This window comes from Pseudomonas sp. NFACC10-1 (genome assembly GCF_900119195.1).
Classification (GTDB): domain Bacteria; phylum Pseudomonadota; class Gammaproteobacteria; order Pseudomonadales; family Pseudomonadaceae; genus Aquipseudomonas; species Aquipseudomonas cerasi.
In genome coordinates this window covers 164,072-181,764 of the sequence record NZ_FPJB01000002.1, presented here as the reverse complement: position 1 = coordinate 181,764, position 17,693 = coordinate 164,072, and the positions used below count along the sequence as shown (strand labels likewise).

The following is a 17,693-nucleotide window of genomic DNA, read 5'->3' as shown; positions in this document are numbered from 1 at the left end:
TTGCGGGTACTGCTGATCAAGACGTCTTCACTGGGTGATGTGATTCATGCCTTGCCCGCGCTGACCGATGCGGCGCGTGCGCTGCCCGGCATTCGCTTCGACTGGGTGGTCGAGGAGGGCTTCGCGGAGATTCCCGCCTGGCATCCGGCGGTCGCCAGGGTGATCCCGGTGGCGATTCGCCGCTGGCGCAAGCACCTTTGGCAAACCTTCAGGTCCGGGGAATGGCGGCGCTTCAAACAGCAGGTGCGCGAACAGCGCTATGATCTGGTGATCGATGCGCAGGGCCTGTTCAAAAGTGCCTGGCTGACACGCTATGTCGATGCACCGGTGGCCGGTCTGGACCGCGATTCGGCACGCGAGCCGGTCGCCAGTCGCTTTTATGATCGCGCTTTTCCAGTGGCACGCGGGCAGCATGCGGTCGAACGGTTGCGCCAGTTGTTCGCTCAGGCACTGGGTTATTCACAGCCGTCCGGCATGGGCGATTACGGTCTCAAGCCCCTGGCGACTCTGGATGACAATTTGCAGGCCCCGTTCGTGCTGTTCCTGCATGGCACGACCTGGGACACCAAGCACTGGCCTGAGCTGTACTGGCGACAGCTGGCCGAATTGATGGCAGCACGCGGCCTGCAAGTGCAGTTGCCGTGGGGCAACCCGGCAGAGAAGGCCCGCGCCGAGCGCATTGCCGAGGGTCTGAGCAGTGCTCACGTGCTGCCAAAGCTCAATCTGGCAGGCGTTGCGCGGGTGCTGGCCAGCGCGCAGGCGTGCGTCGCGGTAGACACCGGCATCGGGCACCTGGCCGCTGCACTGGATGTGCCGACCATTTCCCTGTTCGGCCCGACCAATCCGGGCCTGACCGGGGCCTACGGCAAGTCGCAGGTGCATCTGGCCAGCGACTACCCGGGCTGCACGCCGTGCCTGCAAAAGAAATGCACGTACCAACCGACCGCCGACGATCAGCGCCGGTTCGACCTTAAGCGCGAGTGGCCGATGTGCTTCACTCGCTTGAATCCCGAGCGAGTAGCGAGCCAATTGGGCGCGCTGTTGCTGGCAAAGGAACCTGGCTGATGCAACTGGCTTTTGTACTCTACAAATACTTCCCGTTCGGCGGCCTGCAACGCGACTTCATGCGCATCGCGCTGGAGTGCCAGCAGCGCGGCCATCAGATCCGTGTGTATACCCTGATCTGGGAAGGCGATGTGCCACCCGGTTTCGAGGTACTGGTGGCGCCGGTCAAGGCGTTCTTCAATCATCGGCGCAATGAAAAGCTCAGCGCCTGGATGGAGGCGGACCTGGCCAAACGCCCGGTGGACCGCCTGATCGGTTTCAACAAGATGCCCGGTCTGGATGTGTATTACGCCGCCGACGGCTGCTTCGAGGACAAGGCGCAGAACCTTCGCAGCCCGCTGTATCGCAAGTGGGGCCGTTATCGCCACTTTGCTGACTACGAGCGCGCGGTGTTCGCCAAGGACTCGAAAACTCAGGTGTTGATGATTTCCGAAGTGCAGCAGCCGCTGTTCATCAAGCATTACGACACCCCGCCGTCGCGCTTCCATTTGCTGCCGCCGGGGATTTCCCAGGATCGCCGCGCGCCGCCGGATGCCCCTGACATTCGTGCAGGCTTTCGCAAGGAATTCGGCCTGGCCGACGATGACCTGCTATTGGTGCAGATCGGCTCTGGTTTCAAGACCAAGGGCGTGGATCGCAGCCTGAAGGCACTCGCGGCTCTGCCCGCCGAGCTCAAGAAACGCACGCGGCTGTTTGTAATCGGTCAGGACGACCCCAAAGTATTCCAATTGCAGAGCGCGGCGCTCGGCCTGGGTGATCAGGTGACCTTCATGAAAGGGCGCAGCGACATTCCGCGTTTTCTGCTGGGCGCCGACCTGCTGATTCATCCGGCCTACAACGAAAACACCGGGACCGTGCTGCTCGAAGCGCTGGTTGCCGGTTTGCCGGTCCTGGTCAGCGCGGTCTGTGGTTACGCTCACTATATAGCCGAGGCCGATTGCGGGCGGGTGCTGGACGAGCCGTTCGAGCAGGCGCAGCTCAATCGCTACCTGTCGGACATGCTTGAGGACGATGCCGCACGCAGCGCGTGGTCGCGCAATGGCCTGACCTTTGCCGACACGGCGGACCTTTACAGCATGCCGCAACACGCTGCGGATGTGATTCTGGCGGAGCACTATTGATGAAGCTGTTCCTTGCTGAGCCGTTCAAGAGCCTGTGGGCGGGGCGCGATGCGTTCGTCGAGGTCGAAGGCCTGAGCGGCGAGGTCTACCGAGAACTGGAAGGGCGCCGCACGCTGCGCACCGAGGTCGACGGGCGCGGTTACTTCGTCAAGATCCACCGCGGCATTGGCTGGGGCGAGATCGCCAAGAACCTGGCAACCGCCAAGCTGCCGGTACTTGGCGCGGGCAAGGAGTGGGACGCCATCGAGCGTCTGCATGAAGTCGGCGTCCCGACCATGACGGCCGTGGCCTATGGTGAACGTGGCAGCAACCCCGCCGCGCAGCACTCGTTCATCGTCACCGAAGAACTGGCACCGACCACCAGCCTCGAAGATGTCAGCCTCAACTGGCGCAACGAGCCGCCCGAGCCGCGTCTGAAGAGAGCCTTCATTACCGAAGTCGCCCGCATGGTCGGCATGATGCACCGCGCAGGCGTCAATCATCGCGACTGCTACATCTGCCATTTTCTGTTGCACACCGACAAGCCGGTGACCGCTGACGATTTCAAACTGTCGGTCATCGACCTGCACCGTGCCCAGACCCGCCGTGCGATCACGCCGCGCTGGCGTAACAAGGACCTGGCCGCGCTGTACTTTTCGGCGCTGGACATTGGCCTTACCCGCCGCGACAAACTGCGTTTTCTCCAGGGCTATTTCCAGAAGCCGTTGCGCGAAATCCTGCTCAAGGAAGCGGCATTGCTGACCTGGCTGGATAAAAAAGCCGACAAGTTGTATCAGCGCAAAGTGCGCTACGGAGATGCACTCTGATGGCGGGCTGGAAGCTCGAGCCCGAGTACGCTTTCCTGGAGCCGGAATTCGGTAGCCTGGACGCCGTGTTTGCCCTGCAGGGCCAGCAGTTGACCCGCGACCCGCTGTCCGACGTCATCCGCGTCGAGCGCGCCGGTGTCTACTACTACGTCAAGCGCTACGTGGGTGCGGGCAAGGGGCTGCGCCGCTATATGGGCAGGCCGAGGGTCAAGTCCGAATGGCAGAACCTCAAGCGCTTCGCCAAATGGGGCATTCCGACTGCAGAGGTGGTGGCCTGGGGGCTGGAGCGCAACGGCGCGGCGTATGATCGCGGCGCACTGATCACGCGTGGCTTGCCGAACACCGAAGACTTGTCGGCACTGGCGCAACGCAAGGATCCGCGACTGACCGACCGCCACTGGGTCGACGCGATCAGCCGCCAGCTGGCTGCCTTCACCCGGATCATGCACGACAACCATTTCACACATAATGATTTGAAATGGCGCAACCTGTTGGTCGATAACGACGGCAAGCTGTTTTTCATCGATTGCCCCAACGGCGCATTCTGGTGGAGCTTCATGCTGCGCTATCGGATCACCAAGGATCTGGCCTGCCTGGACAAGGTCGCCAAGTATCACTTGTCGGCCACCCAGCGCCTGCGCTTCTACCTGCAATACCGCCAGCGAACGCGTTTGAACGCCTCCGACAAAAAACGTATCCGACATATCGTCAGCTTTTTCGAGGGCCGTGAATGAGCGTTTTTATTGCCAGTGCCGACCAGCCTTTACTGGCGCGTCACAACCTGGCTGATTTTGAATCGCTTTGGAACATCAGACTCGATGCGGTCGATGAGCCCAATACCGGGCGCGGCGGCTGGAGCAGTGTGTTCCGCCTCGATCTGGACGGTCAGGGTTTTTACCTCAAGCGTCAGAGCAATTACCTGACTCACACGTTGCATCATCCGTTTGGCGAACCGTCGTTCTCGCGCGAGTTTCGTAACATCAGTCGCTATCGCAAGCTGGGGATTCCGGCACTGCAAGCGGTGTTCTATGGCGAGCGCAAGGTCGACGGCGAGCGCCGGGCGATCCTGATGACGCGTGCGCTGGACGGCTGGACCGATCTCGACGAACTGTTGCAGCAGTGGAACCAGATGGAGGCCGCTCAGCGTCTGGCAATACTGCACGCCTGCGGGCAGCTGGCGCGCACGCTGCACGGCGCCGGACAGGTGCATGGCTGCTTCTATCCCAAGCATATTTTTCTTCAGGCAGCCGGTACGGGGTATCAGGCGCAATTGATCGACCTGGAAAAAACCCGCCCGGTGATCTTCGGCAAGCGTGACCTTGCCCGCGACCTCGAACCGCTGCTGCGCCGCGCGCCGATGTGGAATGAGGCGGATCGGCGCGAGCTGCTGGCGGCTTATCTGCAAGCTACGCCGAACAGCCTGCTGGTTGACGCCTGGAGTGCGCGTCTGGGCAAGCGCGGCGCTCACAAACGAGACATTCAACACCGCGATGATAAAGAGACCCGTTGATGCGTTTGTCTGAACTCAAGACCGCTGGACGTACCCCCGAGTTGCCGATGAGCCTGACGCTGGCCGATGCTGCCGGACCGGCTGAACTGCAATTGCTGACCCTGCTGCGCGTATTGCCGGGGCAGCGCTATGTCGGGGCCGGTGTCTGGCGAGGCCGAACGGTGCTGGCAAAATTGCTGGTGGGCGACAAGGCGGCCCGACACTTTCAGCGTGAGCTGGCCGGGGTACGGCTGCTTGCCGAACAGGGCCTGACCACACCACTGCTGCTGGCCGACGGTTTGCAGGACGGCGAGGGTGGCTGGCTGTTGTTCGAGTTTCTGGAACAGGCACCGAGCCTGGGCGATGCCTGGAACGCTGTTCAGCACCTGCCACCGCTGGCAGACGAGCAGCAAGCGGTGCTCGGCGACGCGCTGTCGGCCATTGCCCGGCAGCACGCTAAAGGCCTGTGGCAGGAAGACCTGCACCTGGACAACCTGCTGCGCCACAACGGGCAGCTGTATTTGATCGATGGCGCCGGGATTCGTGCTGAACAGGCTGGCACGCCGTTGTCCCGGCAAAAAGTGCTGGAAAACCTCGGTGTGTTTTTTGCCCAGTTGCCCAGGTCTTTCGAACCTTTCACCGAAGAGCTGCTGGTGCATTACCTGTTGAGCAATGCCGAGCATGGTTTGCCGATGGAAGCGCTGCAAAAGCAGATCGACAAGGTGCGCAGCTGGCGGCTCAAGGACTTCATGAGCAAGACCGTGCGCGACTGCAGTCTGTTCAGTGTCGAGGACAGCGCTTCGGTGTTCCGCGCCATTCGCCGCGAGGAAGAGCCTGCGATGCTGCCGGTGCTGAGTCAGGCGGATGCCTTGCTCGACAAGGGGCATCTGTACAAGACCGGTGGCGCGGCGAGTGTCGGGCGGGTTGAGGTCAATGGTCGTCAGCTGGTCATCAAGCGCTACAACATCAAGAATTTCAGCCACTGGCTCAAGCGCTTCTGGCGCCCCAGCCGAGCCTGGCATTCATGGCGCGAAGGCAACCGGTTGATGTTCCTTGGCATTGCCACACCCAAACCGCTGGCAGTGCAGGAAAAGCGCTTTCTCGGCTTACGCAGCAAGGCCTGGCTGGTGACCGAGTTCATCGATGGGCCGGACATCATCGAACGCTTCGCTCCCTATGTGGAAAGTGGTGATGCACCAGAGGTCGAACTGTTGGCGCTGGACCGGCTTTTCGCGCAGCTTATCCAGGCGCGCATCAGCCATGGCGATTTCAAGGGGCATAACCTGTTCTGGCACATCGATCGCTGGGCAATGATTGACCTTGACGCCATGCAGCAGCACAGCTCGCAATCGTCATTCTCCGCGGCCTACGCCCGAGACCGGGCTCGCTTCATGCGCAACTGGCCGACGCAGAGCGCGCTGCACCAGGTGCTGGAACAGCGCTTGCCGAAGCTTGTGACAGACTGAGCCCAGCTGACTCTCGTGCCAGCGCAGAGTGCTCACCGGTAGGTGCAGATTATCGTGCCAATGCTACGGCGTTGGCATGCAGTTCCGGACGCTCCGCGTCCTCTGTGTGACGCGGAGCATCGGCATCCTCAGGTGATTCGTGTGAGGTTCATTGCTTCGAGTGCTGCCACCAGTGCATCGATGTCGTCGAAGGGTTTGAGGTGGATGCGCGGCCAGCGCAGACGTTCGATGTACAGTTTGCCTTCGGCATTGCGCAGCACCGGTGTATGGTGAATCCAGGTGTCGCGTGCGCGATGGACGATGGTTTGCAGATTGTCTTCACCCTCCTGTATCAGAAACATTCCAGGCCTGGAAAGGCGTTTCTCGATGCTTGGCAGCCTGACCGGCTGTGAGCGCAGTACCTCCATCTCCACGCGATAATCCGCTTTGATGTAGACCTTTTCATCCGCTATGCCACCCGAGACGAGCTCCCCCGGATCCAGCGTTATTCCCCTCGAATGCCCCGGAGCCACATCGACGACCCGCAGGCCGATCCCGCCTTCCAGTTCGGCAATGCCAGGCACGACGCCCTGATAGGTATTGGAGTGGCTGTTGCCCACCAGCGCGATCCATTTATGCGAGCCCATCACGTCCTGATGCCTGCGGATCGTGCGCGAGGCAAAGTAATTCATCATTTGCTGGCGGGTAATGGACTCTTGATCGGCGATGCCTTTGAGGTGGTAACTGCTTGCGCAATCGATGGCGCGAATCTCCAGACCTTGCTGCCGTGCCCTGATGATCAGCCGTTCGAAGGTGTAGATCCCGGCCGGATCGGTGTGATACCCGCGGTCCAGGGTTTTCAGGTCATGCAGCAAGGTTTTACTCATCTGCCCCGTTTCAAGGAAATGATCCAGATCCGCCTGATGCAGATCGCTCAGCAGGTGCTCCATGTACAGCGTTTTGACGTTCTGCTGCGACAGCAGCGGCAGGTTGTCGATAATCAGCTTTTTGCTGGCGAGCGAAGAGTGTGACTCGCCAATAACCAGGCCTTCGGTATGGCGATACAGGGTTTCAAGCAGTCCGGCAGTGCTTGTCTGCGCTTCGATCGCCGGTAACGTCGGGCGAGGCGGCAGTTGAGCTGCGCTGATCCGGGCGGCGTCCTGTCGTAGTGTCGTGCGCCGCAGGTCGAATGTATTGCGCACAGTGTCGAGTTCGATGTCTTCAAAAAAATACTCCATATCAAGGCCCTTCTTTTCGAAGTTCGCCAGGCCATGCAGCGTTGTTCTGGTCTCCATCGGCATTTCGTAGGTGGCATCGGTCAGCGATTGCTGGATGGCGGTCATCGGCCTGTCAACGCTCCAGTCATCGGGCTCCACGCGTAGCCAGGTATCGTTTTCGTCCAGAACAAACCCGTAATCACCCGTCCAGCGCTCACCCCCGGCAATCGCGGCCGGGTCGCCCAGCTCGCGGATCAGCATGTCATCCAGCGCAGTGGCAGGCGGAAGCGGTTGGGCGGGCAGCGTCGGGTCGGCAAACGCTATGCTGAAGTCATAGTGAGTCGGCGTGTTTTCATGCAGCAGGTCCGCGCTTTGCCTGATGCGTGTCGGTCGTCCGGCGGGTATGTCCTGGACATGCACGCTGACGGCCCCTTGCATTTCAGCGATGCCGGGCACTTGATCGTGGGTCGTGGCAAGCTTCTGGTCGAGCAGTGCTACCCAGCGTCTGGCAGAGGCCGGCTCGATGTCGTGGCTGATAACCTTGTGGCCGAAGAAATTGCTCATTTTCATGGCGGCTGCCGGGTCATCGGCAGCGCTCAGCACCGTATGGCCGAGAAACGGATAGCTGATCGACGAACTGAACGGGCGCACCTCGATCCCGTAACGGTGGGCTGCCTTGATCAGGTGGTAGTAATCGAATTCGGTGCTTGTGTTGTTCAAGGCGCCGCGATTGGTCTCTTGCAGGTAATACTTGAGTTCATGAGAGCCGGAGCGACTCTTTTTACCCAGTTGGCGATACCTGGCCAGCTTGCGAAGGTGTTTGTCGATCAGCAGGTGCTCGATGTACAGCACCTCGACACGCTGCTCTGCGAGCAAGGGCATGTTGAGCAGGAGCAGACGCTTGCTGGCCACCGACTTCGGGGCTTCGCTGAACACCAGCCCGTTAGTGTGACTGAAGATGTGCTTGATGAGTGTGTCGACACTGCCGGGCAGTTCATAGGTGGGCAGGGGCGGCCTGGGTGGAGGCGTGAATCGGGCAAAAAAGGCCTGGGCGTCCTGATAGAGCTTTTCCCGGCGTGCAGTGAAGGCCCGACGCACCTCGGTGAAATACGTTTCGAAATAGACTTCCAGGCCTGCGCCGGTCGGATCGAAGGCTTCCTTGCTGATGACGACATCCAGATGCGCGCGCATGCCGCCAGGCATCTGATAGTCGCTCAGGATATTCAGGGAGCTTGAGCTTGCGCTGGCTTCCTCAGGCAGCGGGCGATAAGTGCCCGGATCGTCCAGCCCGCCGCCGCCCAGGCGCTGCCGTTGGACGACTTGCCACAGGCCCTGGTCATTCAGGCGAACCGGCTGTTTGCCGAAGAAGGCGAACGGATTGGCGGGGTCGATGATCTGCCAGTACCGCCCGTGTGCGTCGTATTGAACCTCAAAGGCCCGGTCTGACAGCTGGATATAGTGTTTTCCATTGATCGCATGCACGCCCTTTGCGTGACCATCAGCGATACGTGGCACGTTATCCAGCGAAATGTCGACGGCCAGGTCGAGGCGCAAACCGGATGGTGCGTGCTGCGCTGCTGGGGGCAGGGGGAGAAGTGGCTGCCAGGCGCCACCGAGTTCGCGTGCAGCGAACTGACCGGTTGCCCGCGGGGGTGCCGAGGCGACAGGGGACGCTTGGAAAACCGCAGCATGCCCGTGGACGTTGGGCGTGCCGAGCAGCAATACCTGCTCTTGCAGCACTACCGGGTACAGATCCTCGTAACGCGGCAGAGAAGGCTGGCGCTGGAACGAACGTAGCACCGGGGTCGAATGCTGACCGCTCTCAAGTTGATGCAACACACCGCCAAGTCCTTTCAGGCCCACCAGCAAATCGCTGCCTGCACCGAGGCCGTTGAGCAGTGCCGACAGCATGTAGCTCGTGGCGCGCTCCCGGTCGCCCGCGCTCAGCGCAACCAGTGCCTGCCCGCTGTCATGCAATGAAATCAGGCTGCCCACCGCAAAGCTTGCCGGCGGAAAGGGCAGGGTCAGGGCCGTGGCAATGATTTCGACACTGACCCAGATCAGCTTCGCCAGCATGTCGTTGCGACCCGTGGTGGTTTCTTCCACATCACGCAACCTGCGCTCCAGCGGCCGGTTGAAACAGGTATCGGCAACGTCTGAGATAAATGCCTTGGGGATGACCGGAGGCTTGTTGGCATTGCCCTTCTGCATGTCCCGCAGGAAGAACGACAGGGTGCGGCGTGCCTTGATGCGGCAGCGATCCTTGTAGTAATCGATCATCCCTTCGCTATCCAGCGAGCTCACGAAGTCGCTGAACAGGCGGAATTCGATACCGTCAGGTGCCTGCGGCGTATAAAGCAGCGCGGCGTGTCGGATCTGCGTTGGCAAAATGACCAGGCAGCCCTGAACGGTTTCGATGTGGGTCAGCAGCGGGCCGGGGATAACCAGTTGATCGACATCGGTCAGGCCCGAGGCGATCAGCGGTTTATCCACATGTATTTGCAGGGGATAGAGCGGGTATCGCTCGCGTGAAGCCGAGTCGCTCAGGTGCGCGTTATCCAGTGATTGCTTGAGCCAGACATACTGCGTGGGCTCGATATGACCTTTCAGAAGGCTGCGCAATGCAGCGGCCTTCACCTGCAGTTGGGTGATCATCACGCTGCATTGGCGGCGGTAGGCGTAGCCATCGTTTTCGCTGTTCAGCAGGGTGTTTCTGATCAGCGCAATGTACTCGTCGGCCAGCCACTGGCCACGCACCGAGCCTGCGACCGCCGCAGGTGACAGTGCGCTCAGGTCGATACCCGGCGGGCCGCTGAACGTGGCGTCGGTGGCTGCCGACGTGCGCAAGGGGTCGATGCTGTCGTTGTAGCCGTTGAGCAGCATGTCGGTGTAGGTCAGCGTTTCGCGCTCGCTGTTGATCACGATCAGGTCAGGGTCTACCGTACCTGCAGGGACGCCCAGCAGTTTGCCGATCTGCTGGCTGGCACGCTGGTGTACGTAATCCTGGAACGACTGAACCCTGGTGTGCGGCTGGGCCTGATAGTTGCCGAGCGCGCCATCGATGGCGTGTTCAAGGGCCAGTAATTCCCGGCGCTGGGCACGGCTGGCGCGCAGGTACCAGTCCGGGGTATGACGGGCCTGCTCTGAGAGCAATACGCGGGTCTGCTCGTCGGTAAAACTGCGCAGTGCCGTCTCGCAGTCGGGGTGCTCGATGAATTGCAGAAAGTCCTTTGCGGGCTGGGGTTTTTCTCTGAGGGCCGTCAGTTGCGCGGCCAGTTCCGGACGCGCTGCGACCGCTACCTGATCAAGCAGCCAGGCCATCATTGCGGGCGATGCGGTCCAGCCGACCACTTCATGCAACAGCTGGGTGTCGGTGTCGAAGGCCTTGAAATACTGCTGCCCGGGTGCCTCGCTGGCGAACATGATCAGCCGTTGCGTCTGGCCTTGGGCATCCTGCTTGCGGAACACCAGTAATCTGGCCATCACGTTACGGTCGTTCAGTTTGATCTGCTGCACGCGTACCGTGGGATCAGGCGCACTCGCCGCCGTGCTGGTCAGCGCTTCAACAATGGCAAAATCATCGGGCTGGATATGCCCCTGCATCTTCGCCGCCCAGCCGAGCGTGGTCATTCGGACCCGCGCCAGTGCGCGCAGCATCCGTTGGTTGTGTTCCTGCTGACAGGCCTCGCGCTGGAAATTGCCAAACACCGCGCGCAGGTCGAGTTCATCAATCACCCCGGCAAGGTAGGTCGGGCTCAATGTCGAGTACGCAGCGTCCAGCGGCTGGCCATCGAGGGTAATAACCGTCTGGTCGAGGAAGTCCGAGCCTGCTGTCTCGTCGCCCGGATGCAGGCCATAGAGCGCCAGTTCGGTCAGTGGCAGCGTCACGTGGTAGGTCTCGCTCGTCGCTGGCAGCGTGCGACGGGTGTCGATGATCAAGGCCCGAGGGTCCAGATCATGACCCAGGTCATTGGCCAGGCGCGCGCGCAACTGCATTTCGGCAAACCGCTCCGGCGACGCTGCGCTGCCCAGCACACTCAGCATTGCGGCATGCGCCGCGTCGTAGCGTTGCAGGTGCCGGGCATAGGTCTGCAGGTCAGCCTCGCTGGCGATCTTCATCCATTCGGGCAAGTTGCGCTGGTACTGACGTTGTCTGTTGGTCAGTTCCCGCAGCTCGAGCATGGCGGCGGGGCCTAGCAGGCCTGGCATGTCGATGGCCTGCTGGATTTGCGACTGACGCGTGAGCCGATCCGCCGTGCCGTGCTGTTCGCAGGCATAACGGATGTCGTTGCGCTGTTTGTTCAGCAGCCTGTCGAACGCGTGAAGGAACGGTGCCGTGGTAACGGGCTGCAATTGCACATCGGCAGCCGTGAACGGTTCCAGGTACAGGTCGGCGTCCTGAGCTATCTCGGCCAGCCAGTCCTGATGCTGTCGTTCCGCGTTGCTGAACAGCGCATCGCGCAGTGTTGGCGTGTTGAGCCACTGCGCAAGGGTTTCGGCCATCATGGGCTGCGTGGCAAAAGCGGTGATACCAAGCCCTGGCAGCATCAATAGTGTGCGCCCCTGACCTTGGGAAATCACCAGCACGCCGGCCATTTCAATCTGTTCGTCATCGTGCAACTGTACCCACACGGTCGAACAGGCGAGCGCCGGGCCTTGCGCCTGCTCGGGCGCCTCGGGCAGGCAGGCCAGGTAGCCACTGTCGAAATCGCGCTCGTGAATCCTGACGTGGACTTCGTCATGCACAGCCCTTTGCAGGGCTGGCAAGAGGCGATCACGGCGGCTTTCACCGGTTTCGCCCGGGGCCGTCCAGTAGTCGTCGATCTGCTGCAACAGGCTGACGATCTCCGGTTCGCGTTCGGACACGTCATCGTTGTCGAGTGCGCTCAGCAAGGCCTCGCCGGCCCTGGGCAGCGCGTCCAGTTCCCTGGCCAGAAGGGTGCGCAGTTCGTCGAGCCTTTTCAGCGCTGCGGACGCTTCAGGCCGGGGATCGCCGGGCGTCGTCGGTACAGGGCTCGGCGTTGAAAGGTTGAAATCCAGAGAGGGTGGTGTTTGTGTCATAACAGGCTTTCCATTGCGCAAGGCGCTGAGGTTTGATCGGCGGCCTCGGGGGCTGCGACTAAAGGCCTCAATTAATCAGATGCAACGGGCAGCAAAGCCGTAGATAAATATGCAGCGTGGCGAAAGAGACGTTTCGTACACCGTCTGGCGGGCCGCCCTCAGTGACATTTCAGCGCGTCGAGCCAATCGTTGGTCATTACGCTATAATCCCGCCCTTTAGCTGCCCTCAGCCCGCTGTGCGGGGGCACACCTTTTCTCGGGCGCCCTGCGCCTGCATGCAGACTAAAGAGGCTAGACACTAGTGGCATTGACGATCCTTGGCCTGTCCGGCGCCCTTAGCCATGATCCTTCCGCAGCGCTTTACATCGACGGCAAGCTGATAGCAGCGGCCGAAGAAGAGCGCTTCGTTCGTGACAAGCACGCAAAGAACCGCATGCCCTACGAGTCGGCGAAGTTCTGTCTGGAACAGGCAGGCATCAAGCCTTCGGATGTCGACGTGGTCGCGATTCCGTTCGCCCCGATCAGCCTGTTCGGCAAGGCCCGCTGGCACTACGCCAAGCGTTACTGGTACGCGCCGGATCGCGCCCTCGATGCGCTGCTGATGGGTAATCGCCGTTACAAGCGCTATCGCAACAAGATTGTCTGGTGCCTCGAGCAACTGGGCTTCGATCCGAAAAAGATCAAGATCGAGCCGGTCGAGCACCATCTGGCCCATGCTTCCAGTGCCTACCATTGTTCCGGTTTCACCGAGAAAACCGCGATCATGGGCATCGACGGCAAGGGCGAGTACGCCACGACCTTCTTCGGCTACGGTGAAAACGGCAAGATCCACAAGATCAAGGAATTCTTCGATCCGGACTCGCTGGGCGGCCTGTACGGCGCGATTACCGAGTTCCTCGGTTTCGAGATGCTCGACGGCGAATTCAAGGTCATGGGCATGGCACCGTACGGCGATGCCAGCAAGTATGATTTTTCGCGTCTGGCGACCTTCGAGAATGGCGAGCTGGTCATCAATACCGAGCTGGCCAACGTCATCGGCCTGCGTCGCTACAAAGAGAACGGCAAGGGCTTCTACTTCTCGCCGAAGCTGATCGAATGGCTCGGCCCGAAACGCGTGGGTGACGTGGCCGACGAACCTTACATTCACTACGCCGCGAGCATGCAGGCGCTGTTCGAAAAGCTCGCGCTGCAGATGATGGATCACTACCTGGGTGACATCCTCAAGGAAACCGGCAAGATCGCCTTCGCCGGTGGCTGTGCGCTGAACGTCAAATTGAACCAGCGCATCATCGCCCGCCCTGAAGTCAAAGAGCTGTTCGTGCAGCCTGCGTCCGGCGATGCCGGTACGGCGGTGGGCGCGGCGGCTTACGTATCGCACGCCCGCGGTGTGCCGGTCGAGAAGATGGAGCACGTCTACCTCGGCCCTGCGTACAGCAACGAAGATGTAATCGCGGCCTGTGCCCGTCACCCGAGCAAGCCGGTCTGGCGCCAGATCGACAACACGCCGGAGCGGATTGCCGAGATCATGGTCAAGGGCAACCCGGTTGCCTGGTTCCAGGGGCGCATGGAGTTCGGTCCGCGCGCACTGGGCGGTCGTTCCATCATCGGTTGCCCAAGCGTCACCGGCGTGGCCGACCGCATCAACCATCAGATCAAGTTCCGTGAGCGCTGGAGGCCTTTCTGCCCGTCGATGCTCGACACCGTGGCCCCGCAGATGATCAAGATCGATCACCCGGCACCGTTCATGACCTTCACCTTCGAAGTGGCCGAAGAGTGGAAAACCCGCGTTCCGGAAGTCGTCCATGAAGACGGCACCTCCCGAGCCCAGGTGCTCAAGCGCGAATACAACCCGCGCTATTACGACATGATGAAAGCGCTGGAAAACCTGACCGGCAATGGCGTGTCCCTGAACACCTCGCTGAACCGCCGTGGCGAACCGATGATCTGCTCGCCGACCGATGCGCTGAACATGTTCTTCGGCTCGGACCTCGAGTACCTGATCATGGAAGACATCCTGGTGGTAAAAGAGGGCGTCGAGGCTTATGACACGCTCGGTTGAACGTCACGTACTGCAGTTCTGTCACGGCTATGACGGGCCGTTTCTGGACTGCGCGCGGCAATACGCCAGCCTGTTCGCCGGCAAGGGCTATCGGGTGACGACGGTGTTTCTGACCGGTGCCGCCGATCCGGATGTCGTCGCTGACTGCGGTTCGGACGAAGTGCTGTTCATGGAATACAGCTCCAGCGCCATTCGTGGCCTGAAGCTGGGCGCCATTCGGGACCTGCGCAAGATTGCCGCGACGCGCTCGTTCAGCTTTTGCATCGCGCACCGTTTCAAGCCGGTGTACATCGCCCTGTTGGCGACGAAGTTGCCGGTGATCGGTGTGCATCATGCGTTCGGCGATTACCACCGGCGCAGTCGCAAGCTGTTCGCCAACCTGTTTCGCAAGCGCCTGAGCCTGCTCGGTGTTTCCGACGCGGTTCGCGACGACATGCGCAGCAGCCTGCCCAAGTGGCCGGCCGAGCGCATTCAGACGTTGTACAACCGGATCGATGTCGAGCAACTGCAGGGCAGTCAGTTTTCCGCTGAAGATGCCCGCGCAGAGCTGGGTCTGTCGGCATCGGCCTGGATTGTCGCCAATGTCGGTCGCCTGCATCCCGACAAGGATCAGGCCACGCTGTTGCGCGGTTTTGCCGAGGCGCTGCCCGATCTTCCCGAGAACAGCCAACTGGTGATTCTCGGCAAGGGTCGCCTGGAAGAAAGCCTCAAGGCCCTGGCGCTGGAGCTGGGCATCGGCCCGCAGGTGCTTTTCCTCGGCCAAGTGCCTGATGCGCGCCGCTACTTCAAGGCATTCGACGTGTTCGCCCTGAGCTCGGACCACGAACCGTTCGGCATGGTCCTGCTGGAAGCGATGGTCGCCGGTGTCCCGCTGGTTGCAACCTCATGCGGCGGTGCCAGGGAAGTGGTCGAAGACGTCGGCCTGCTGTTCCCGCTGGGTGATGTACATAGCCTGGCAAACGGCCTGGTGCATATGGCCGGCCTCGACGCCGAACAACGTCAGGACTGTGCCGAGCGCATGCTGTTGCGCTTGCGCGAGCGGTTTTCCGACCATGCTGTGCGTAATGTTTTCTGGCGTCTGCCACAAGTCTCCAGCCTGACAGCGGGGGCCTGATGCTCAATCGATTCAAAGGCTGGCGCGAGCGTGGCTGGGTGCAGATCGATGCGGCTGCCTACGAGCAGGCCTGGCAGCGGTTTGGCGGAAGCGTCGCCACTCATCCGTTGGTGGTTGCGCGCCTGTCGGCCTTTTCCGGCATCGCTGTGCGTTATCTGGCCTGGGAGCAGGGCGGTGAAGTAAAGGCCGCGATCGCCACCTGGGGTCGCTCGCTGGCGCTGTCCAAGGACGAACTCAAGCGCCATGGCAAAAAAGGGCTGTTCGACCTGGGGAATGCCGAGCTGATTCTGCCGGTGGCCGATGATATCCAGGTGCCGGTCCGCCATCGGGCCCGCTATGTGTCTTCGCTCAACGAAGGCCGCATCAGTACCTTCAAGCCACAGGCCGAATCCCTGGCGATGGCGCGCACGCCTGAAGAGCTGTCCAAGAAATTTCGTTACAACCAGCGTCGTGAGCTTCGCCTGCTCGAAGAAGCTGGCGGTACGGTAAGGCCTGTCAGCGAGTTCAGCAGCACCGAACTGGCGAGTATGTACTGCGATCTGTTTCAGCGTCGCTGGGGCTTCGAAGCGACCGGTGCCCGGCACAAGGCCGAGGTCATCGAGTTGTTGCGCGAACTGCTGATCGGTTCGGTGGTGTTTCTCAACGATGCGCCGATTGCCATTCAACTGGTGTATCGCGTCGAAGCGCCGCAGTGGGTCAGCATCGAGTACGTCAACGGCGGTGTCGATCCCGAAACCCGGGACTTCAGCCCGGGCAGCGTGCTGAGCTTCGTCAATACCCAGTCCGCCTGGGAGAGCGCCCGCGCACTGGGCAAATCACTGCGTTTTTCCTTCGGTCGTGCCGACCGTGAGTACAAGGACCGATGGTGCAACCCCGTTCCGGTGTTCCAGATTTGAGTCGCAAGCAGCAACTACTCAAACGCCATCGCCGTAACAAGCGGCTGGCGTTGCTGGGTGGTCTGTTCCTGTTGATTGCGGTCGGCGTGCTGGTGGCCTGGTGGCTGGCGCCGCTGCTGGCTGTGTGTGCCTGGGTCGCTCATGAGGCCTGGTTTGCCGATCATCTGTTTTATTCGCCGTCTGACGACTATCAGTACACCTTTGCTGCCGACAGCGAAGTGCCGGGCGTCCGCCTGGACGGCGGCACGTTGCTGATCGACCCCGCCTTGCAACTGAATGGCGACGAGACGCTGGTACTGGCGCTGACGGTCAAAAGCACCTGGCTCGGACGTTTTCTCGATCCGGTGGTCGAGTTGCAAGGTCAGGGCCTGAGCGACCGGCAGGCGTTCGAGCGCGGCGTCAGTGGTGTGCGTTATCTGAACCTGACCGGGCTGGGCGAGCCGCTGGCCGCAGGTGTGCTGAAACTGCGCGGGCGTTGCTGCCGTCTGGCCGGTACGCCGCGGCTCTGGCTGTTTCGCCAGCCGGATGCGCGAAAACAGCGTGTCATGGTCATCGCACCGCACGCCGATGATGCCGAACTGGCCGCGTTCGGACTGTACAGCCAGGCCGAGGAGGCGTGGATCATCACGCTGACCGCCGGTGAGATCGAGGCCGAGCATTATCGGCAGATGGGCATGGAGCGCGCCGAAGCTGCGCGCATGAAGGGCCGCTTGCGGGCCTGGGACAGTATCGCCGTGGCGCGCTGGGGCGGGGTGCCCGAGTCGCAGTGTGTGCAGTTGGGCTATTTCTGCCTGCAACTGCCCGCCATGCAGGCTGCGCCGGATATGCCGATTGGCTCGCGGGAGGCGGATCTGACCGATACCCGCCTGTTCCGTCAATTCAATACCCTGCCACTGCCCGGCGACGACGGCCAGCCGACCTGGAACAACCTGCTCGCCGACCTGCGCGCGCTGATTCTCAAGGCCAGGCCGCAGGTTGTGGTGATGCCGCATCCTGCCATCGACCCCCATCCCGATCACATCTGCGCCCAGGCTGCGGTGCGTGAAGCCCTGCTCGGGCTCGAATGGCAGCCGGACGTAGTGCTCGGTTATGCCAACCACCTGCACGACAACGACCGTTGGCCGATGGGCGATGCCTACAGCGGCATCAGCCTGCCACCGGTATTCGATGCCGCGCTGCCGCTGGTGCCGTACAGCCTGCAATTGTCGGTCGCCGCGCAACGCGACAAGGCCATGGCGTTGGGCATGATGCATGACCTGCTGCCGCCGATGCCGTTCAAGCGCCGTGTGCGCCGTGCGCTGCAGCGCGTTCTGGCCGGTCGCCACTGGCCGGCCGAGGGCGAAAACGAATTCTTCCGCAAAGCGGTGCGACGACACGAGTTGTTCTGGTGCAGCCGTGATCTCTGATTCAGCAGGCGCAG

11 protein-coding genes are annotated in these 17,693 nt (G+C 61.5%); 10 read left to right on the top strand and 1 reads right to left on the bottom strand.

Annotated features, from left to right (window positions below):
• Genes waaC through BT119_RS05430 form a run of 6 tightly spaced genes read left to right on the top strand, consistent with a single transcriptional unit; the run spans position 1 to position 5,947 of the window.
• Positions 1-1,065: a lipopolysaccharide heptosyltransferase I gene (gene waaC, locus BT119_RS05455; protein ID WP_072365040.1), complete on the top strand. Its 1,065-nt coding sequence runs from the start codon at positions 1-3 to the stop codon at positions 1,063-1,065.
• On the top strand, positions 1,065-2,186 hold the full coding sequence (locus BT119_RS05450) for a glycosyltransferase family 4 protein (protein ID WP_003366217.1): 1,122 nt from the start codon (positions 1,065-1,067) through the stop codon (positions 2,184-2,186). Before waaC ends, BT119_RS05450 begins: the two co-directional genes overlap by 1 nt.
• On the top strand, positions 2,186-2,992 hold the full coding sequence (rfaP, locus tag BT119_RS05445) for a lipopolysaccharide core heptose(I) kinase RfaP (RefSeq protein ID WP_003431990.1): 807 nt from the start codon (positions 2,186-2,188) through the stop codon (positions 2,990-2,992). Before BT119_RS05450 ends, rfaP begins: the two co-directional genes overlap by 1 nt.
• Positions 2,992-3,726 (top strand): lipopolysaccharide kinase InaA family protein, encoded by a 735-nt coding sequence (locus tag BT119_RS05440; RefSeq protein WP_072365037.1) that lies wholly within the window; start codon positions 2,992-2,994, stop codon positions 3,724-3,726. The genes rfaP and BT119_RS05440 overlap by 1 nt, the downstream gene beginning before the upstream one ends.
• Positions 3,723-4,502, top strand: coding sequence for a lipopolysaccharide kinase InaA family protein (locus BT119_RS05435; protein WP_003366220.1), 780 nt, complete (start codon positions 3,723-3,725; stop codon positions 4,500-4,502). The genes BT119_RS05440 and BT119_RS05435 overlap by 4 nt, the downstream gene beginning before the upstream one ends.
• Entirely contained in the window at positions 4,502-5,947 is a 1,446-nt protein-coding gene (locus tag BT119_RS05430) for a lipopolysaccharide kinase InaA family protein (protein WP_072365035.1), read from the top strand. The genes BT119_RS05435 and BT119_RS05430 overlap by 1 nt, the downstream gene beginning before the upstream one ends.
• A gap of 128 nt (positions 5,948-6,075) precedes the next feature.
• Here BT119_RS05430 and BT119_RS05425 read toward each other — a convergent pair whose 3' ends face one another.
• Positions 6,076-12,204, bottom strand: a complete 6,129-nt coding sequence (locus BT119_RS05425; RefSeq protein ID WP_072365033.1) for a membrane-targeted effector domain-containing toxin — start codon at positions 12,202-12,204, stop codon at positions 6,076-6,078.
• 301 nt (positions 12,205-12,505) lie between these two features.
• Here BT119_RS05425 and BT119_RS05420 point away from each other — a divergent pair, with 301 nt between their 5' ends.
• From BT119_RS05420 to BT119_RS05405, 4 genes are read left to right on the top strand one after another with little or no spacing between them, the layout of a single operon-like run.
• The gene (locus BT119_RS05420; RefSeq protein ID WP_003431977.1) at positions 12,506-14,263 is read left to right on the top strand and encodes a carbamoyltransferase family protein; all 1,758 of its coding nucleotides are present in this window, start codon (positions 12,506-12,508) and stop codon (positions 14,261-14,263) included.
• Complete coding sequence (locus tag BT119_RS05415) at positions 14,247-15,377, top strand: glycosyltransferase (protein ID WP_003366226.1); 1,131 nt, start codon at positions 14,247-14,249, stop codon at positions 15,375-15,377. The genes BT119_RS05420 and BT119_RS05415 overlap by 17 nt, the downstream gene beginning before the upstream one ends.
• Positions 15,377-16,273, top strand: coding sequence for an antimicrobial resistance protein Mig-14 (locus tag BT119_RS05410; RefSeq protein ID WP_072365031.1), 897 nt, complete (start codon positions 15,377-15,379; stop codon positions 16,271-16,273). The genes BT119_RS05415 and BT119_RS05410 overlap by 1 nt, the downstream gene beginning before the upstream one ends.
• Positions 16,270-17,679, top strand: coding sequence for a PIG-L family deacetylase (locus tag BT119_RS05405; RefSeq protein WP_072365029.1), 1,410 nt, complete (start codon positions 16,270-16,272; stop codon positions 17,677-17,679). The genes BT119_RS05410 and BT119_RS05405 overlap by 4 nt, the downstream gene beginning before the upstream one ends.
• Positions 17,680-17,693 lie beyond the last annotated feature (14 nt).